Here is a 19844-nt window from a genome sequence, read left to right as displayed (position 1 = left end):
TTGACGTTAACGTAAAGCAATTATGATTTGTGTATGAAACATGAATTAATACCCATGTTTTATGCAAATTTTTGGTTTGACCTTTATTGAATCTCAGGCTAATTTGGGTGGTTCGGGTGCATATCTATAGAAAGTCTTTACATTTTCTCCCCGAGTAGTAATCAGTTGAGGTCTAGGGAGGTTTTTGTATGAGCTTATATCATCCCAGTTTTGAGCGGGACAATTGTGGTTTTGGGTTGATAGCACAGATGGATGGCGAAGCCAGCCACCGTATAGTGCGCACGGCAATCCATGGTCTAGATCGCATGAAGCACCGCGGTGGCATTGCCTCCGACGGTCGCACTGGCGACGGCTGTGGTTTATTAATGCAATTGCCAGTGCAATTTTTTGAAGCGATTGCCGCGGAAAATGATTGGCATTTGAGCCGTAAATTTGCCGTAGGTATGCTGTTTTTAAGTCAAGATGATGAACTGGCCGAACAAGCCAAGTTTATTCTTGAGCGCGAACTCGAGCGTGAAACCTTAAGTATTGCAGGCTGGCGCAAAGTGCCGGTCAATCCCGATGTGTTAGGTGAAATTGGCAAGGCTAGCCTGCCACAAATTTACCAAGTGCTGATCAACGCCCCCATTGGCTGGCGTGAAAAAGACTTGGAACGCCGCCTTTATATGGCGCGTCGCCGCTTAGAGCAGCAAATCACCGACGACAAAGACTTCTATGTGGCGAGTTTGTCTGGCCAAGTTATCGTCTATAAAGGCTTGATGATGCCTGTAGACTTGCCCGCGTTTTATCCCGATCTCGCGGACATTCGCTTAAAAAGCTCTATCTGCCTATTCCATCAACGTTTCTCAACGAATACTTCTCCTAAATGGCCATTAGCTCAGCCGTTTAGATATTTAGCCCATAACGGCGAAATCAATACGATTACGGGTAACCGTCAATGGGCCCGCGCCCGTGCCTATAAGTTTAATTCACCACTACTGCCAGATTTGCAGCAGGCCGCTCCCTTTGTGAATGAAACAGGCTCAGACTCTTCATCTTTAGATAACATGCTGGAAATGCTGTTATCCGGTGGCATGGACTTATACCGTGCCATGCGTCTATTGATCCCGCCTGCTTGGCAAAGTAATCCAGAAATGGATGACGAACTAAAAGCCTTCTACGACTTTAACTCCATGCACATGGAGCCTTGGGATGGTCCGGCAGGTATTGTGATGACCAACGGTCGCCATGCCGCCTGCGCCGTTGACCGTAATGGTCTACGTCCATCGCGTTATGTGATCACAAAAGATCGTATTTTGACCTTGGCCTCCGAAGTCGGTATTTGGGATTACGCCGCCGATGAAGTGATTGAAAAAGGCCGAGTTGGGCCCGGTGAGCTGCTGGTACTCGATACCTTGAACGGCCGCCTGTACCAATCCTTTGAAATTGATAATGACTTGAAACGTCGCCACCCTTATAAAGAGTGGATGGCGAAAAACAGCCGTACTTTAACGCCAGCGGAAGATTTAGCCTCTGAACAACATGGTGCCAGTGAATTAAGCCCTGAGCTTTTGCTGCAATACCAAAAACAATTTGGCTATACCCGTGAAGAATTAGAGCAAGTCATTTGGGTACTGGCAAAACAAGGTGAAGAAGCCACAGGTTCTATGGGCGACGATACGCCTATGGCGGTGTTGTCGAAAAAGTCACGTTCACTGTATGACTATTTTAGGCAGAAATTCGCTCAAGTGACTAACCCACCCATAGACCCATTACGTGAAAAACACGTTATGTCGTTGACCACTTGTATTGGCCGTGAACAGAACCTCTTTAATGAAACAACTGGGCATGCTTACCGGGTGATGTTCAACTCACCTATCTTATTATTCAGTGATTTTAATCAGTTACTGGGATTAGATAGTACTTACTACCGCGCCAACATTGTCGATTTGAATTACGAGCCACAGGAAGGATTAGAAAGTGCCATTCGCCGCATCACAGCCGAAGCCGAGCGTTTAGCCCGCAGCGGCACGACTTTGCTTATTCTGTCAGACAGAGCCATAGGTAAAACAGCGCAAGTGATCCCTGCGGCCATGGCGGTCGGTTCTGTGCAACAAATGCTGGTAAATAAGAGCCTCCGCTGCGACACCAACATTATTGTTGAAACCGCATCGGCGCGAGATCCGCATCACTTTGCCGTCTTGCTTGGCTTTGGTGCCACCGCGATTTATCCGTACTTAGTGTATGAATCAATCTCTGAACTGGCGAAACGTCACCAGTTAACCGACACTACAGCATTGATGCTGAACTTCCGTTACGGCATAGAAAAAGGCCTGCGTAAGATCATGTCCAAAATGGGCATCAGCACTGTCGGTTCCTACCGTTGTAGCCAGCAGTTTGAAGCCATCGGCATCGCCAGCGATGTGATTGAACTGTGCTTTAAAGGCGTGATCAGCCGTATCGAAGGCGTCAGTTTTGCTGAAATCGCCCAAGACCAAGCGATTCTGCACAAAGCGGCCTACCGCGCCCATGTGCCATTGCCGCAAGGTGGCCTGCTGAAATACGTTGAAGGGGGTGAGTATCACTGCTTCAACCCTGATGTTGTAAACACTTTGCAGGCGTCATTGATCGACAAAAACTTCGCAACCTATAAAAAGTTTGCCGACCTCGTCGACAATCGTCCAATAGCCACGCTACGTGACTTAATCGGTATCAAGGGTGCGCAGGCATCGATTGATGTCACTAACGTCGAAGGCGCAGCGGGCTTGTATCAACGCTTTGACAGCGCAGCCATGAGTATCGGTGCCTTGAGCCCCGAAGCCCATGAAGCGCTGGCTATTGCAATGAACCGCTTAGGCGGCCGCTCGAACTCAGGTGAAGGTGGTGAGGATGCTCGCCGCTTTAATACTGAACGCAACTCTGCGATTAAACAGATTGCCTCGGCGCGCTTTGGCGTTACGGCGCACTACTTAGTCAACGCTGATGTGTTGCAGATTAAAGTCGCCCAAGGGGCAAAACCCGGTGAAGGTGGCCAGTTACCCGGCCATAAAGTGAGTGTTGAAATCGCCGGACTGCGTCATGCGCGCCCAGGTGTGACCTTGATTTCACCGCCGCCGCACCACGATATTTACTCTATCGAAGATTTGGCCCAGCTGATTTTCGACTTGAAGCAAATCAACACGAAAGCACTGATTTCAGTCAAACTTGTGTCTGAACCCGGCGTGGGCACGATCGCCACCGGCGTAGCTAAAGCCTATGCGGATATGATCACCATTTCAGGGTATGACGGCGGCACAGGCGCCAGCCCAATCACCTCAGTAAAGTATGCGGGGAGTCCGTGGGAGCTAGGTTTAGCCGAAGTGCATCAATCGCTCGTAGAAAACGGTCTACGCCATAAAATTCGCCTGCAAGTCGATGGCGGCTTAAAAACCGGTACCGATGTAATTAAAGCCGCGTTATTAGGCGCCGAAAGCTTTGGATTTGGCACTGTGCCTATGATCGCCCTAGGTTGTAAATACCTGCGTATTTGCCACTTGAACAACTGCGCAACTGGCGTAGCAACGCAAGATAAAAACCTGCGTGACAACCATTACCATGGCCTGCCAGAGCGAGTAATGACTTACTTTGAGTTTGTCGCCGAGGAAGTCCGTGAATGGATGGCGACCTTAGGGGTGAGCAAGTTTGAAGACTTAGTCGGTCGCAGCGAATGGTTATATGCCCTCGAAGGCCAAACCGCTAAGCAACAAGGCTTAGATCTGTCACCGATTTTGTATCAACCTAAGGTGCCGGCAACCTCTTCACGCACTTGGCAAGAAACCAATCCACCAGCGGATTTAGGGTTGCTGAACCAACATTTATTAAACGAGTGCCAAAGCGCCGTCGATAAGGGCGAGTGTTTCGATGCAGCTTACAGCATCAACAACACTGACCGATCCGTTGGCGCAACCTTGTCAGGCTATATCGCGAGCACGCTCGGCGTGAAAGGCACCAAAGCGCCGGTCAAACTGAGCTTTAACGGCAGTGCTGGCCAAAGCTTTGGCGTGTGGAACAGCCCTGGCCTTGAGTTAAAACTCTGCGGCGATGCTAACGACTATGTCGGTAAAGGCATGTCTGGCGGCCAGATAGTGATTTATCCGCCTATTGGCAGCCCGTTCCAAAGTGAGCGCAGCGCCATTGTCGGTAACACTTGCCTTTACGGCGCGACAGGCGGCAAGTTCTTCGCCGCAGGTCAAGCGGGCGAGCGTTTTGCGGTCCGTAACTCAGGAGCAATTGCTGTGGTCGAAGGGCTCGGTGATAACGGCTGTGAATACATGACCAGCGGTATTGTGGTTGTCCTTGGTAAAACAGGGGTGAACTTCGGCGCAGGTATGACAGGTGGTTTTGCCTATGTGTTCGATCAATTCGGCCGCTTCAATCGCCGTGTGAACACTGAGCTTGTCGATACTCAAAAACTCGAATCACCCATTCATCAACAACATTTGAAAGGTCTGATTGAAGCCCACGTGGCCGAAACGGGCAGCGAACATGCCAAGATGATCTTAAGTGATTTTGGTAACTGGCTAGATTGCTTCGTATTAGTGAAACCTAAAAATATTGCCGTGGCCGATCTGCTCAAGTTAGAGAAATCGAGCCCAGAATTAGTTGTAAAAGCGGGGTAATGGCGCATGAGTAACGATTTTCAATTTATTGAAGTGGGTCGCAAAGACCCCACCAAACACCCTGCGGCTAAACGTGCGACTCAGTTTATTGAGATTTATCAGCCTTTTGCTCAGCCTGAAGTGGCACAGCAAGCGGATCGCTGTTTAGATTGCGGTAATCCTTATTGTGAGTGGAAATGTCCGCTACACAATTATATTCCTAACTGGCTCAAGCTAGCGGAGCAAGGTCGCATCATGGAAGCGGCGGATTTAGTGCATGAGACTAACACTCTGCCCGAAATCTGCGGCCGTGTTTGTCCACAGGACAGACTCTGCGAAGGCGCTTGTACCCTTAACGACGACTTTGGTGCTGTCACTATAGGTAACGTCGAAAAATACATTACCGATACAGCAATCGCCCAAGGCTGGCGCCCAGATATGAGCAAGGTCACGCCGCGCGCCGAACGAGTAGCGATTGTCGGCGCAGGTCCTGCAGGGTTGGGCTGCGCGGATATTCTGTCTCGCAACGGTGTTAAAGCCGTGGTCTTTGATAAATATCCACAAATTGGTGGCCTACTCACCTACGGTATTCCGTCTTTTAAACTCGACAAGGCCGTCATGGCGACCCGTCGTAGTGTATTAGAAGGCATGGGCATTGAGTTCAAACTCGGGGTTACTGTCGGTAAAGATATCCCATTTACTAAACTGCTCGAAGAATACGATGCCGTATTCCTCGGTATGGGCACCTATACCGCGATGAAAGCGGGCCTTGAGGGTGAAGATGCCCAAGGCGTATACCAAGCCCTACCCTATTTGATTGGTAACACCCATCATTTAATGGGCACCCAGAATACTGAAACGCCCTACCTGAACCTTGTAGGTAAGCGTGTGGTGGTATTAGGCGGTGGTGATACCGCGATGGATTGCGTGCGCACAGCCGTCAGGCAAGGTGCCAGCAGCGTAGTCTGTGCTTACCGCCGTGACGAGGCCAACATGCCGGGTTCACGCCGCGAAGTGCAAAATGCGCGGGAGGAAGGCGTTAATTTCCTGTTTAACCGTCAACCTGTGGCGATTAAAACCCAAGATGGCAAAGTAGTCGGCATTGAATGCGTCGAAACCGCCATGGGTAAAGCCGATGCCAGTGGTCGTCAACGCGCCGAAGCGATTGCGGGTAGCGAACAGTTGCTCGAAGCCGATGCGATTATTATTGCTTTCGGTTTCCAACCTAGCCCAGCACCTTGGTTTGCGGACCATGGCATCGAGCTCGATCAATGGGGCCGAGTTAAAGCGAGTAAGTTAGACGAAAATCCATTCCAAACCACAAACCCGAAAGTGTTTGCCGGTGGTGATATGGTGCGCGGTTCTGACTTAGTCGTGACAGCCATTGCCGAAGGTCGCGATGCTGCTCAAGGTATTCTTAACTACTTAGACTAAGCGCTAAGCTTAAACGCCAATGTGTTGGTTCTATCGCTAAAAAACTGTTTTACCGCTGTCATTTAACAAGCACTGCAATGGCTGGACTTAGGCAAACAAGTCCAGCTTTTTTTTGTGATTTGTCGCCATCGGTTGATGGAAAAATAGATAAGTAAAATAGACAGATGAAATAAATAGATAAAAGTGCACCTCTTAGGGGTGCACTTTTTTCGTTAACCCTCCCCGCTTTTTACCCTGCCATTATCAAGCAATCCCAATCTCACCATAACGACAGCACAAAACTGTGTGGTATATTAGCCATCATTCTCGTGTCCCACTCTTAAGTGTTGAATCAAAAAGGTCTCCCATGAAAATTGGAATTATTGGCGCAATGGAGCCAGAAGTCGCTCACCTGATCGCCGCTATGACAAATGCGACATCGCAAACTATTGCTGGTATTGAATTTATTGCTGGCACTCTTGCGGGTAAAGACGTTGTCGTAACTCGCTCTGGCATAGGTAAAGTCGCCGCAAGTATTGCGACCACGCTACTCATCGAAAAATATGCGCCGGATGCCGTGATCAACACAGGTTCTGCCGGTGGTTTTGTCGATACGCTGGCCATTGGCGATATCGTGATTTCTTCTGAAGTGCGTCACCACGATGTGGATGTCACCGCCTTTGGTTATGAAATTGGCCAAATGGCACAGCAACCTGCAGCGTTTATCCCAGCCGCTCATTTAGTTGAAGCCGCCAACAAGGCCATTACTCAGCTGGGTGAAGTCAAAGCGATTGAAGGGTTGATCTGTACTGGCGATAGCTTTATTTGCGATCCTGTTCGCACCCAAGCCATGTTGAAAAAATTCCCAACGATGGCCGCCTGTGAAATGGAAGGCGCGGCAATCGCTCAAGTTTGTCATCAGTTTGATGTGCCATTTGTGGTGATCCGCTCTTTATCGGATAACGCCAACAATGACTCGCCAGTGGATTTTGATTCTTATATTGTCAAAGCGGGTTACCACTCAGCGTTGATGGTGATGCTGCTACTTGAGCAACTGAATCCTAGCGCAGTAAAATAATCACTTAAGCGGAAAAGTACCGAATGCACACCTCTTTTTATCAACAACTTGTCGAGATAGATGGCGCTTTGTTTGAAGGCTTTTTGGTACTTTTTTTTGCTTTGTTATTGGCGCGGTTAGCGCCATTACCACGGGAAATGCAGCCGCTTATTTGGTTTGGCCATTTAGCGAAGCAACTCGCCGCCAAGGTAAATCGCCCAGAACGCTCTCCAAGCCAACAAGCCACAGCAGGCTTTTTAGCTATGATGCTGTTACTGTTTCCGTTTTGGGCCATTATCACCTTTTTGCTCGAGCTGGCCGCCTTTCCATGGTTTTTCGAATTTTTGGTGCTTTATCTATGCTTAACCGATGCAGGGTTTAGCCAAGTCGCCGATGAAATCGCTAAAGCCTTAAAACGTGGAGACAATGCCAGCGCAAAAAAGCTTTTACAGCCTTGGGTAGTGCGCGATACCGATAGTTTGTCGGAAATCGGCCTAGCCAAAGCCACCATAGAAAAACTCGCCACAGCGCCTATTTACGGCACAGCATCGACCATTTTCTTTTTCGCTATCGCCGGAGCACCTTTAGTGCTGGCAGTCCGTATGCTCAAACAACTCGAATTGAGCTGGCCACCCATTCAGCCTAAGTATCAACATTTTTGCAGCACTGTGAATGGTGTATCCATTATCTTGCTGGCAATTCCGGCTTGGTTGTGGAGCCTGTCGCTCGCCATTCAAGGCGGGCCTAAGGCGTTTACAAAACTTTTTAGAACCCCTAAAAATCATCACGCTATTCGAGGCTATGTTCTCAGTGTGAATCTCGTGGCCAGTATTTTGAGAATCGAGCTCGGTGGACCACAGAAGTTTGCTGGCGTGCGTATCAATGTGGACAAACTAGGTTATGGTCCGCAGCCGACCAGTGATGCAATTGCCCCTGCAATCAAGCTGACCTCACGCGCCTGTGCCATCTGGTTTAGCTTTATCATTATCCTGCCCTTGTTATGGGCAGGTTTACGTTGGTTACATAGCCTGTGATATGATGCCGCATTATCTCAACGTGAAGTTAAAGGCTGACTATCTTGCTCGAAAACATGCATGTTTCATTAACAACCCCTGCGTTGTTATTTCCTGCTATCTCATTGTTACTACTTGCTTATACCAATCGCTTTTTTGCCCTCGCGGCATTAATCCGAAACTTAAGCAGTGGTGAAAAACCCGTACATAAAGATCAAATCAAAAACCTGAGCCAGCGCATTACCATTATTCGTCGTATGCAAGAGGCGGGCGTATCGAGCTTTGCCCTGTGCGTACTGTGCATGATTTTCATCTATGTCGGCTTTAATAAAACTGGCTCAGTGATCTTTGGCGCTAGCCTGCTACTGCTGCTCTATTCACTGATTTTATCTGTGATTGAAATCCGCATCTCTGTTGACGCATTAAATATACATATCAAAGAGATGAGTAAATGAGCCAGTGGATCTACTTTTTTGATTTATGGGGTACCGCTGTATTTGCGCTATCTGGCGCACTCGCCGCAGGGCGTCATAGAATGGACCCCTTTGGCGTCATAGTGCTCGCCTCGGTCACCGCTGTGGGCGGCGGCAGTATTCGGGATGCCTTAATTGGCGCAACACCTGTGTTTTGGATCCGCGATCCCAATTACATCATAGTAATTCTCGCAACTGTGCTCGCCTGTTTGCTGTTAGTGCGTCGGCCTCGTAAGGTGCCTGAATATATTTTGCCGGTCGCCGATGCCTTTGGATTAGCCTTATTTACTGTGATTGGTGCCGAAAAAGCCCTCAATATGGGCTTGAGTGGCATGATTGCCGTGGTAATGGGCTTGATCACAGGCGTGGGAGGAGGCATTATTCGAGACTTACTGTGCAGACAAATTCCTATGGTGTTACGTACAGAAGTCTATGCCACAGCTTCAATCATAGGTGGTATCGGCTATACCGTGAGTTTAGCCTACGGTATGGGCGAGAAAACGGCGCTGTTTCTGGCGATGACCAGTGCTCTATTTATCCGCTTAAGCGCCATCAAGTGGCATCTGTCGTTACCGGCCTTTGATCTCAAAACCAAGAGGGAATAGTTTGCGAATATTGTGTCTTATTTTGTGCCTCATTTTTGTTCCAGCCCTTAATCCTGCAGCGGCGCAAGCCAACTCAGGTGAAATGCCACAAGAACAGCAGTTAGCCGTCAAGTACATGAATGCGCTAACCGAACACGACTACAAGACACTCAGAAAATTCTATAACCGTGAAAGCGTCTTCTTCGACAAAACCGCCAACCGTAAATACACTGGCGGCCGCTTTATCATCGACTTTCTCGAGCGCGCCCACGAGGGCGTGCTCGAGTACGACTTCAACATAGAACATATGTATAACGCCGGCTCTTTAGTGGTTATGATAGGTAACTATCACTTCAAGGGACCGGGTGAACAATTCGGCAAACCTGGCAAAATCATCGATATCGCCATTCCTGGCGTCACGAGTCTTAAACTCGATATGCTCAACCATAGGGTGACTGAGCATGTGGATCTTATCGATTACCAGACCATGTCTGACCAATTAGCGATGCAGTAATCACAAAATTTAGCTGTCTTTGAAACTTGATCCCTAAAAACGGGTCGAAACTAACAATGAGTCAATACCACTGAGTGTTTTGCCTTCGATAGGTTGACTGAGTCGTTTCGTTTCAATGAGGTTTGTATGAAGTTTTTTGGATTGATAGCCCTACTCGCCCTTAATGGCTTAATGCTGGCTCCCAAAGCACAGGCCTTACAGCCCATAATCGTGTCCTACGCCGTTCAGCCAGTGAGTCATTTTAATCAGCAACTGCGTGTCGCTCAGGCACAACATCAACCCTGGTCGGAAGACCCAAGTCAGATCAGCAGCCAATACGCAGGCAACAAATTTACCTTAGTGCGAACCCAAACCAATAAAGACAGCATTTTGACCTATCAGGTGAGCGAGCTCTCCAAGCAACATCCACAAATGCTGTTGATTATTTCCTTGAAGCAGAATGCTAAACAATGGCAGGTGAGTTCGGCGCAACTGGCGTGGAAATGCAGTGGTGGGCAACACTTTGGCACCGACAGATGTAATATCGCCGAGCACGAGGCCAACACAGCGCCTTAATCTTATGGGGTGAAACAGACTTAAAAACAAAGAGCGCCCTAAGGCGCTCTTTTTGTTCGATTAACGACTTTTTCATTTAACAGACAATGGCTTAAACCATTGTAAGTCAAACTAGAGCCAGGTAAACCACTGTCATCTGAACTAAAGCGACTTAAACTAAAGTCACTTAAACCAAAGTCACTTTGGCAAACTTGCGTTTACCGACTTGGAATACCGCGACAGTACCAGCAGACAAAGTCATACGGCTATCGTCTAGCTTTTCGCCGTCCATCTTCACCGCGCCCTGTTTGATCATCCGCATGGCTTCTGAAGTCGACGCCACTAAATCAGCATCTTTCAACAGATTAGCAATCGCCAGACCTTCACCCGCCACTAACTCGACAGCGTCGATATCGTCAGGGATCATGCCCTTAGCACGATCAACAAAGGCTTGGTGTGCGCTTTCTGCAGACGCTTCATCGTGGAAACGTGTGATGATTTCCTTCGCCAAGGCGATTTTAATGTCGCGTGGGTTAGACCCATTTGCCACATCTTGCTTAAACTGCTCAATTTCAGCCAGTGGACGGAATGACAACAGCTCAAAGTAGCGCCACATTAAATCGTCCGAAATCGACATCAGCTTGCCAAACATTTCATTGGCAGGTTCGCTCACGCCAATATAGTTGTGTGCCGACTTAGACATTTTCTTCACGCCGTCTAAACCTTCGAGCAGCGGCATCATGATCACAGCTTGTGGCTTTTGGCCTTCCGCTTTTTGCAGTTCACGGCCCATTAACAGGTTGAACTTTTGATCTGTACCACCCAGCTCTACATCGGCCTGCAGCGCAACTGAGTCATAACCTTGCAGTAAAGGATACATAAACTCATGGATAGCAATAGATTGGCCCGAGGCATAACGTTTCTTAAAGTCATCGCGCTCCATCATACGAGCCACAGTTTGCTTCGAAGCAAGGCGGATCATCCCCGCCGCACCCAATGGCTCTAACCAGCTTGAGTTAAACTCGATACGGGTTTTAACTGGATCAAGTATCTTATAAACCTGTTCTTTATAGGTTTCTGCGTTCGCTAATACTTGCTCACGGGTTAGCGGTGGACGCGTACTGTTTTTTCCGCTTGGATCACCCACCATACCGGTAAAGTCACCGATCAAGAAAATGACTTCATGACCTAACTCTTGGAATAACCTTAGTTTATTTAAGATTACTGTGTGTCCAAGATGGATGTCCGGAGCGGTAGGATCGGCGCCTAACTTAATACGGAGTGGACGTCCTTCTTTGAGTTTTTCCAGCAGATCCGCTTCGAGTAAAATCTCATCGGTACCACGTCTAATTTCTGCTAATACTTGGTCTAAATCAGCCATCTCGGCAGGGACTCCTAAGGCCATGATCATAAAATGAAGAGACTTATGTTACTTGTTAGCCACCACAATTGAAAGTGTGTACACTAACGGGATTATTTAAGTCTCTGGTTATCGGTATCGGCGTCAATGGGAAAGGTTATAACGTTATTTAAATTGTTGCCTAAAAAGCATCAAATTCTCCTCAGCATTCTTTCAGTTATCACTATGATAACCATGCTACTACCTTCTGAAGAAGCGCAAGCTTCAAGACAAACCACCAGCATAGATGACCAAGCTCAAATCAACACCCGTTATGATGTGCCTTTAGCATTTCGCTCGCCTGAACGTCCTGAGTTATTAGAGGGCCAAACAGACAATGCGGCCACCAATGCTGCGCCATTATCGTCAACCGACGCGCTTGCCGCGGGTGATGCTAATAATCCAGCCACTGAATCCTTAGAGAGTGCCCATCACAGGGACGTCGAACATTTTAACGTGAAAAATGGTGATACCTTAGCCGCGGTATTTGATCGCGCAGGGTTAACCAGTAAAGACGTGTATGAAATCACCCAACTGCCCTTAGCCAAGCAAAATTTACTTAAGATTATGCCGGGCGAAGAAATCGTGATTTCGAAAGATATAAATGGCGATTTGACCGAAGTACGTTATCGCGTGAATGCGATTTCGACGCTCATCATCACCAAGAATCAAAATCAATACCAAGAAAAAATATCCGAGAAGGATGTGGAAATTCGCAGCCATTTCACCAGCGCTAAGATTAAGAGCAACTTCTGGAACGCTGCCGTCGATGCAGGCATGAATGCAAACCAGATCATGCAGTTATCGACCGTATTCGGCTGGGATATCGACTTTGCCTTAGATTTACGCGAAGGCGACAGCTTTGCCATTATTTATGAGCAAGAATATGCCGATGGCGAATTTTTGCGTAACGGCAATATCTTAGCCGCAGAATTTGTAAACCAAGATGAGCGCTATACTGCCATTCGCTATACCGACGGTAACTATTATTCCGAGAATGGCACTAGCATGCGTAAAGCCTTCTTGCGCTCACCAGTCGATTTTAAATATGTCAGCTCAAACTTCAATCCAAGACGTTTGCATCCAGTAACGGGCCAAGTCAAAGCCCATCGCGGTGTGGACTACGTCGCCGCCATTGGCACACCCATTAAAGCGGCGGGTAGCGGACGCGTCATAGAGGCGGGCTACAATCAATTCAACGGTAACTATGTGTTTATCAAACACAACGATACCTATACCACCAAATATCTTCACCTCACTAAGCGCAACGTCAGCAAAGGAGCCAGCGTTAAGCAAGGGCAAATCATAGGTACTTTAGGTAAAACGGGGCGCGTCACGGGTGCACATTTACATTACGAATTTATCGTCAATGGCGTCCACCGCAACCCAAGAACCATAACGCTACCTAAAGCCGAATCGATTGCGAGAAAAGAAAAAAATCAATTCGATGCACTTAGCCAGCAATTGATGACTACACTTTCGCAAAACAAGCAAACGCAATTGGCAATGCAATAACGACGGACGGATTCCTCCCAATGAAAAACGCTTATTATATTGGACTTATGTCAGGCACCAGCATGGACGGTGTCGATGCCGTATTGGTCGACTTTTCTGGCGCGCAGCCGCAGCTTATTGCCAGCCATACCGAAGCCATACCGAGCCATTTGCTCAAAGGCCTACAGCGCCTTTGTTCACCCAGCACAGATGAAATTAACCGCCTCGGCCGTTTAGATCGTAATGTGGGTGAACTGTTTGCTTTAGCAGTGAATAATCTGCTGACCAAATGCGCCATTGCCAAAGAAGAGGTTATCGCCATTGGTAGCCACGGCCAAACCGTGCGCCACATGCCAAACCTCGAAGTGGGATTTACCCTGCAAATTGGCGACCCGAATACTATTGCGACCGAAACCGGTATTGATGTGATTGCCGATTTTCGCCGTAAAGATATTGCCCTAGGTGGCCAAGGCGCGCCCTTAGTGCCAGCATTCCACCAGCAAACCTTTGCTGAAGTCGGCAAAAAACGCATCATTTTAAATATTGGCGGCATAGCCAACATTACTTATTTACCAGGCAACAGTGACCAAGTACTGGGTTTCGACACGGGACCTGGCAATACCTTGGTAGACGCCTGGATCCAGCAGGTGAAAAGTGAGCCCTTCGATAGAGATGGTGCATGGGCTGCGTCCGGCAAAACCGACCAAGACCTGTTAACGCAACTGCTTTCGCACCCGTATTTCTCCCTTGCTTACCCTAAAAGCACCGGCCGTGAGCTGTTTAACCAAGCTTGGTTAGAGCAGCAATTATCGCCCTTTAATCATTTAGATGAAGAAGATATCCAATCGACGTTATTGGATTTAACCTGCCACAGCATAGCCCACGATATGATTAAATTATCGAATGAAGGGGAGTTGTACGTCTGTGGTGGCGGCGCGTTCAACGGCCAACTGATGCAGCGTCTTGCCGCCCTATTGCCAGGTTATAAGCTGGATACTACCTCGGCCCTTGGCGTCGACCCTAAGTGGGCCGAAGGCATCGCCTTCGCGTGGCTCGCCATGCGTAACCACTTAGGCTTACCCGCCAACCTCCCAGCTGTCACAGGCGCCTCCCGCGAAGCTGTACTCGGCGGAAGATTTAGCGCTAAGTAATCCTTAAAGCAACTTATTTAAGTAACTTATGCTTAAGCAAGATGATATCCCGTTGTGGGAAGCCATCGAGCGTCATCACTAAGCGGTTTGACTCTTGGATATACGTCATAGAGCCAAAACCGCTTAAGCTCGAACGGGGAACCCTTAGGAGTGATGTCAGCTGCTGACTGCTCGCCTCCCAAAAATTCAGCCGCTGCTCGTTACCATTGCTCGATTTAAAATACACTCCGTGTGACGTAAGCACCCAGTTATTACCTGCACGGAATACTTTGCTAGGAATTAACTCTCGAACCTGCTCAGGCTGCGTTAGATCAATCTGCCAGAGTCCATTCACCCCATAACGGCTAAATACAAATTCGTTAGCCGATTTCGCAAATCCCACAGCCATAGTCAGAGGACTGATCACTCTTGGTGTACTGTTATCTAAATAAAACTCCGTGATGCCATCGCTGGTCGATGCTAATACGGCAGTGCCCTGCCAATTCCAACTGGGGCGACCGTGATTGTGATAACTCGAGGCTAAGGCAGTAATGTTTTTATTGGCTAAATCTAAAATAAAAATGCGATTACCTTCATTGCGATCATCGGGGGCGATAAAAGCTATTTTAGAGCCATCGGGAGACCAACGCGGGTAAGCTACGTGCGACTTGAGATGAGTATGTTGCTCAAGTTTTTTGCCGTTTATATCTGACGCCCAAATCTCGTTATAGCCAGTCTCACTAGAGACAAATACTATCCGTTTCGCCTCGGGGGAATAATCGGGATTTCGGTGGCTGATACTAGAATACAGGAGCGGAAACAAACTGCCAGATACCGACTCCCCAAGGGAAAAATACGCCATTTGGAATTGACGACGATACTGGTGATAAACAAGCTCACCTTCCTCTGATACACTGCTGGGATAACTCATTCCCTCTACATCGAGAGACTGAATATGCGTGGTTGCAATATCGATAGTAAAACCGTTGCGACTGCCGGAATCTTCGGTGGCAAAAACCAGCGACTGGCTATCAGGCGTCCAACTCAAGCCGCGAATATCTTCTAATCCGTGGGTTAAGCGTTTCTCACTGGCACTGGCTAAATCCCGAATAAAAATATCTTCCGAGATATTACTAAAGCGCCTCGCTATTGCGAGCCAGCGGCCATCAGGGCTAAAGGCTAAATCTCTATCCTCATAATTACACTGGCTTTCGCAGGATAATCTTTCAGCCTTAGCGTTCGCATTTGCCAAAGCTAAACGATAAATCCCCCCCACTTTATCCGCCTCATGGGAGGAGATATAAGCAAGATATTGACCGTCAGCAGAAATATCTATTGCCGCCATATCGGTCGAGCAAGGCGCTAAGGCGAGGGTTTCATTGGTTGCAAGGGTTAACTGAGTAATTTGGCACTCTCCCGTTCCCTGAGTTCGGGAGGCAAAAAACAACTTAGTGTCATCTAAACTCCACACTGCGCGAAGCTCTGCCGATGTGGAAGGCGTTAACTGACGGGCGGGGATGTCTTCACGTTTAAAATCTTTAAGATACAGACTAGAAGTAACGCCAGGACGACTCGCACCATACACTAACCAACGCCTATCGTGGGATAACCTAGGATAACGCTCCGATCCCGGATCTCTGGTCAGCACTGTCATTTGGGTCTCTGTCATCCGCTGTTTATCTTGGTACAGGTGCACGCCAATCAATAGACCAACAGTCACGATGACCGCCCCCATCAATATCACCATAAAATACAGTCGTCGCATCGTATGCTGTAATTTCGCCTCAGTGATTTGCAGTTTATCGATGTCGGTGTCATCAGAAATGTCGTAGACAGGGGGCAATAAGAGGCGGTACCCAGCCTTACGCACGGTTTCAATCACACCACCATCCTGTTCGAGTGGCGACAATTGCTGCCGTAAATGCCAAATCGCATTAGTGAGTGCCTTAGTACCTACGTAAACATTGCCCTCCCACACTTTTTCGATCAACTCATCACGGGTCACAACATGAGGATGACGCAAGGCAAGATAGCTAAGCACTTCAATAAACTTAGGTTGAAGTGACACCTTAGCGGCTTCATGTTGGGACGTTTCATCCGCCTGCGTTTGAAATGAAATTGAGTTATCGGAAGGGTCAATGCGACAACTTCCTAAGCAAAAACTCAACTTATTCTTATCCTTCATTTTTCTCACACCTGAGTTATTGATCTTTTTATGGTTAGGGTAATGAGTACATCATTTGGTTAGATACTACCTAAGACTTAGCCCAGTTAGCAAACGAATGAATTAAACTAACTATATAAAATTCAAAATATTAGCTCGTATAAAATCTAAAATAGAGATTTAAACAATATAGAATCGAGTCGAGGCGGGTTGCGACAAAGCAACAGATTGCTTACAACTGCATGACCAATAAAAACTTATGCGTCAACGTCTTACTCCTGTTACAAATTATCTGTGCGGGAGTTATGCACTTTGTTAGGGACCCAAACATGCTTCGTTTAGCCTTGATTTGCATCGGAATGATGTTATGTCCAATTTTTACCCCACAGACCTTAGCACAAGACTACCAAAAGCCTTCCTCTGCATTGCAGCAAACCATTAACCACAGTACCAGCCTCACGACACGACTCTCAAACGATCATCAATGGCTGGCATTAATCAGCCCGATTTCGGCGCCGAGCATTGCCACGCTGGCCCAGCCAGAGCAAAAGTTGGCAGGATTACGTATCGCCGCCGAGCAATATTTACCGAGTCGCATCACCCAGCGCTATCACCAACTCAGGCTGATTAATATTCAGGACAAGCGGCAGCGGCTGATAAGCTTGCCCGGTGGCCACGATATCACCGAGCTGCAATTTTCCCCCGACAGTCGCTATCTCTCCTATGTGAGCATAACGCCAGAGGGCGGTTACTTATATGTTTACAACCTCGCTCAAGATAGCCACAAGCGCCTGTCAGACAACAGATTGAATGGCACGATTAGCCTTGATTATCAGTGGGCTAACAATAACAGTCTGCTCGCTCGCTTTGTGGTAGCCTCCAATGCCAACGCAAGCATGGCTCAGGCCGTTTACGCACCGAAAACCAAGGAAACCTCGGGCAAACAAAGCCCGCAGCGCACCTATCAGGACTTATTGAAAACCAGCGCTGACAAACAACGCTTTAGCCAACTGACGACCAGTCAATTGGCCCGAGTGGATTTAGATGGCAAGCTGACAACTATCGCCGCGCCGGGTATTTTTGAGGATTTTTCGGTGTCACCCGATGGGCGCTATATTTTAACCCATCAGCTCACCGCGCCCTTCTCAACCCAAGTAAAGTATTATGATTTTCCAACCTTAACAGAGATTTATAATCTTGATGGCCAACGCATAACGCAACTGCACCAAAGCCAGAGTGGAGAATCTAAGCCCCAAGGAAGAGACTCTGTGCTCCCAGGCCCACGCCAGTTCCATTGGGTTCAAGGGCGCAGCGCAACCTTAGCCTTTACCGAGGCTCTAGATCAGGGCGATAGCCAGCAGGAGGCGCCGCTACGGGACAGTCTATGGCAACTCGATGCCCCCTTTACCCAAAAGGCCAAACTCATCGCCAAAACGCCTTGGCGGATCATCGATATCGACTGGGCGGAGAACAACATCGCCTTAGTGACCCAGCGCAATAGCAAAGCACAGTTACTGCGACTGAGTAGCCTAGACACCCGCCTTGGAGAAAGTAGCCTACAAACGTTGAACGAGCGTAATCTGCGCGATAAATATCAAGAGCTTGGAACATTCTCCAGAGAATATACCCAAGGCAAAGGGCATGTGATCCGCGTGCAGCAGGCGCAAACCACAGGGCTTATTCACTACGGCCAAGGGGCATCGCCACAGGGGGATAAGCCCTTCTTAAAGCGCACCTCATTACTGACGGGTGAGTCGTCACTGCTTTGGCAATCGCCAGCCCAGCAATTAGAGTCGGTGCGCTACGTGCTCAATCTTGAGCCCTTACAGCTGATTATTAACCGTGAAAGCCCGACTGAAGCCCCAAGCCTTGTCTTAATCGATGGCGCCAAAGAAAGTGTGCTCTACCAACAGGCCGATGAACTGAGTGCGTATCGGGGAATGCAGAAGCAGCTTATCACCTACAAAAGAGCCGATGGCGTGCCGCTGTCTGGCACTCTCTACTTACCCGCCAATTACACCAAGGAGCAAGGCACCCTACCTGTGCTGATGTGGGCCTATCCGCGGGAATTTAACGATCCCGATATCGCGGGCCAAATTAACTTTAGCGCCAATCAATATCCCATCATCAGCCCTAGGGGCCCAATCCCATTAGTCGCCGAAGGCTTTGCGGTGTTTGATAAAGTCTCTATGCCCATCATCGCTCAAGGGGATAAAGAGCCCAATGACAGCTTTCGCGAGCAACTCATTGCCAACGCACAGGCGGCTGTCGATACCTTGGTGGATTTAGGCATTGCCGATCGCAAACAAATCGCCGTAGGCGGGCATTCCTACGGGGCATTTATGGTGGCAAACTTGCTCGCCCATACGGATTTGTTTTATGCAGGCATTGCCCGAAGCGGTGCCTATAATCGCAGTCTCACTCCTTTTGGGTTTCAAAATGAGGAGCGTTACTACTGGCAAGCCAATGATATTTACCAGCAAATGTCACCGTTTAATTACGCCGATAATATCAAATCACCCTTGCTATTAGTTCACGGTGAGATGGATCAAAACTCAGGCACATTCCCGCTGCAATCTGAGCGTTTGTTCGATGCCATTCAAGGCCTTGGCGGTAAAGCCAGATTAGTTATCCTGCCATTTGAAGGACACAGTTATGCGGCTAAGGAATCCCTAGAACACTTGCTCTGGGAACAAAGCCAGTTCTTAAAGGCAAATCTGCCGTCCACAAACCTGTGAGCCAATAAGCTAAATAACGCTTAGCATTCCACAAGTACATCCCATCAAAGGATTGGCGGCATAACCAGCCGCCAATCGCTTAACAAGTTACTGCTATCACTTATCCCTAAATACTGTGTTAATTCAGTATTCAAGAGAGTATCTCCCCTCACTGATGCATCGAACCTCTGAATCTTTAGCCTTTGTCTCTTAGAGCTTTTGACTCTTAGATCTTTTGACTATTCCGCCGTTAGTCAGTTGACTTTATGCTCTGTTTTTCTCACTCAAGGCCCCCCGAAGAGCACTCACCTATGTGAGGAGCTTATATGTAGCGCGCGAGCAAGGATCTTGTGTTAAACGCCTTTGTTAAGCGCTTGTTTTAAAATCTTAATCTAAACACCAAAGTTAAGAGTTTAAGTTAATTACCGTAGTCTAAAACCAGTAAAAGCTTAGTATCAGTCTCTCTAGTTTATAACTTGCTACGTGCACCAAACCTATTGCGATGAACTTATTGCGATGAACTGATTGATATGCGCGTCTAACGGTGATTGGCAATAAAAAACCGCATGCAGGAAGCCACATGCGGTTTAACAAATATAAGTAATGAATAGCAGTTCAGTGATATTAGAACTTAAGTTCTGCACCTAGGTAGGCATAGCGACCAACACCACCGCCATAGGCGCTGCTGTAGTTACCATTACCCGTTTCGACTAAATCACCAGTATCGGCCACCCAA

At 48.0% G+C, this 19844-nt stretch carries 13 protein-coding genes; 11 read left to right on the top strand and 2 right to left on the bottom strand.

The annotated features are described in order from the left end of the window. The first annotated feature begins 188 nt into the window (after nucleotides 1-188). The 8 genes from gltB (at nucleotide 189) to FW758_RS00030 (ending at nucleotide 10225) form a co-directional block, all read left to right on the top strand. A complete protein-coding gene (gene gltB, locus FW758_RS00065) occupies nucleotides 189-4637 on the top strand; it encodes a glutamate synthase large subunit (protein ID WP_446444322.1) in 4449 nt (1482 codons plus the stop codon). Between the two features lie 6 nt (nucleotides 4638-4643). Beyond that, on the top strand, nucleotides 4644-6050 hold the full coding sequence (locus FW758_RS00060) for an FAD-dependent oxidoreductase (RefSeq protein ID WP_446444321.1): 1407 nt from the start codon (nucleotides 4644-4646) through the stop codon (nucleotides 6048-6050). Nucleotides 6051-6396: 346 nt separating this feature from the next. Next, on the top strand, nucleotides 6397-7107 hold the full coding sequence (locus FW758_RS00055; RefSeq protein ID WP_446444320.1) for a 5'-methylthioadenosine/adenosylhomocysteine nucleosidase: 711 nt from the start codon (nucleotides 6397-6399) through the stop codon (nucleotides 7105-7107). A 23-nt stretch (nucleotides 7108-7130) separates the two neighbouring features. After that, nucleotides 7131-8120 carry a cobalamin biosynthesis protein CobD/CbiB gene (locus FW758_RS00050; RefSeq protein ID WP_107946822.1) on the top strand — a complete coding sequence of 330 codons (990 nt, stop codon included), beginning with the start codon at nucleotides 7131-7133 and terminating at the stop codon, nucleotides 8118-8120. A gap of 56 nt (nucleotides 8121-8176) precedes the next feature. Beyond that, nucleotides 8177-8554 (top strand): DUF2721 domain-containing protein, encoded by a 378-nt coding sequence (locus FW758_RS00045; protein WP_006085052.1) that lies wholly within the window; start codon nucleotides 8177-8179, stop codon nucleotides 8552-8554. Beyond that, a complete protein-coding gene (locus FW758_RS00040) occupies nucleotides 8551-9177 on the top strand; it encodes a trimeric intracellular cation channel family protein (protein ID WP_446444319.1) in 627 nt (208 codons plus the stop codon). The genes FW758_RS00045 and FW758_RS00040 overlap by 4 nt, the downstream gene beginning before the upstream one ends. 1 nt (nucleotide 9178) lies before the next feature. Then, nucleotides 9179-9670: a nuclear transport factor 2 family protein gene (locus tag FW758_RS00035; RefSeq protein WP_006080750.1), complete on the top strand. Its 492-nt coding sequence runs from the start codon at nucleotides 9179-9181 to the stop codon at nucleotides 9668-9670. 126 nt (nucleotides 9671-9796) lie between these two features. Then, nucleotides 9797-10225: a hypothetical protein gene (locus FW758_RS00030; RefSeq protein ID WP_006085051.1), complete on the top strand. Its 429-nt coding sequence runs from the start codon at nucleotides 9797-9799 to the stop codon at nucleotides 10223-10225. A 166-nt stretch (nucleotides 10226-10391) separates the two neighbouring features. On the opposite strand, the gene tyrS is transcribed toward FW758_RS00030, so the two are convergent. Beyond that, nucleotides 10392-11585, bottom strand: a complete 1194-nt coding sequence (tyrS, locus tag FW758_RS00025) for a tyrosine--tRNA ligase (RefSeq protein WP_107402375.1) — start codon at nucleotides 11583-11585, stop codon at nucleotides 10392-10394. A 126-nt stretch (nucleotides 11586-11711) separates the two neighbouring features. On the opposite strand from tyrS, the gene FW758_RS00020 reads away from it, so the two are divergent. Both FW758_RS00020 and FW758_RS00015 read left to right on the top strand, forming a co-directional pair. Further along, on the top strand, nucleotides 11712-13118 hold the full coding sequence (locus FW758_RS00020) for a peptidoglycan DD-metalloendopeptidase family protein (RefSeq protein ID WP_012588268.1): 1407 nt from the start codon (nucleotides 11712-11714) through the stop codon (nucleotides 13116-13118). A gap of 20 nt (nucleotides 13119-13138) precedes the next feature. Next, nucleotides 13139-14248, top strand: coding sequence for an anhydro-N-acetylmuramic acid kinase (locus FW758_RS00015; RefSeq protein WP_446444318.1), 1110 nt, complete (start codon nucleotides 13139-13141; stop codon nucleotides 14246-14248). Between the two features lie 13 nt (nucleotides 14249-14261). On the opposite strand, the gene FW758_RS00010 is transcribed toward FW758_RS00015, so the two are convergent. After that, nucleotides 14262-16412 (bottom strand): winged helix-turn-helix domain-containing protein, encoded by a 2151-nt coding sequence (locus FW758_RS00010; RefSeq protein WP_446444317.1) that lies wholly within the window; start codon nucleotides 16410-16412, stop codon nucleotides 14262-14264. A 308-nt stretch (nucleotides 16413-16720) separates the two neighbouring features. On the opposite strand from FW758_RS00010, the gene FW758_RS00005 reads away from it, so the two are divergent. Next, nucleotides 16721-19129, top strand: a complete 2409-nt coding sequence (locus tag FW758_RS00005; protein WP_446444316.1) for a prolyl oligopeptidase family serine peptidase — start codon at nucleotides 16721-16723, stop codon at nucleotides 19127-19129. The last annotated feature ends 715 nt before the right edge of the window (nucleotides 19130-19844 follow it).

The sequence above is a fragment of the Shewanella sp. 1180_01 genome (assembly GCF_052850535.1).
The sequence above is the reverse complement of the archived record's forward strand: the minus strand, read 5'-3'. Positions and strand labels throughout refer to the sequence as shown.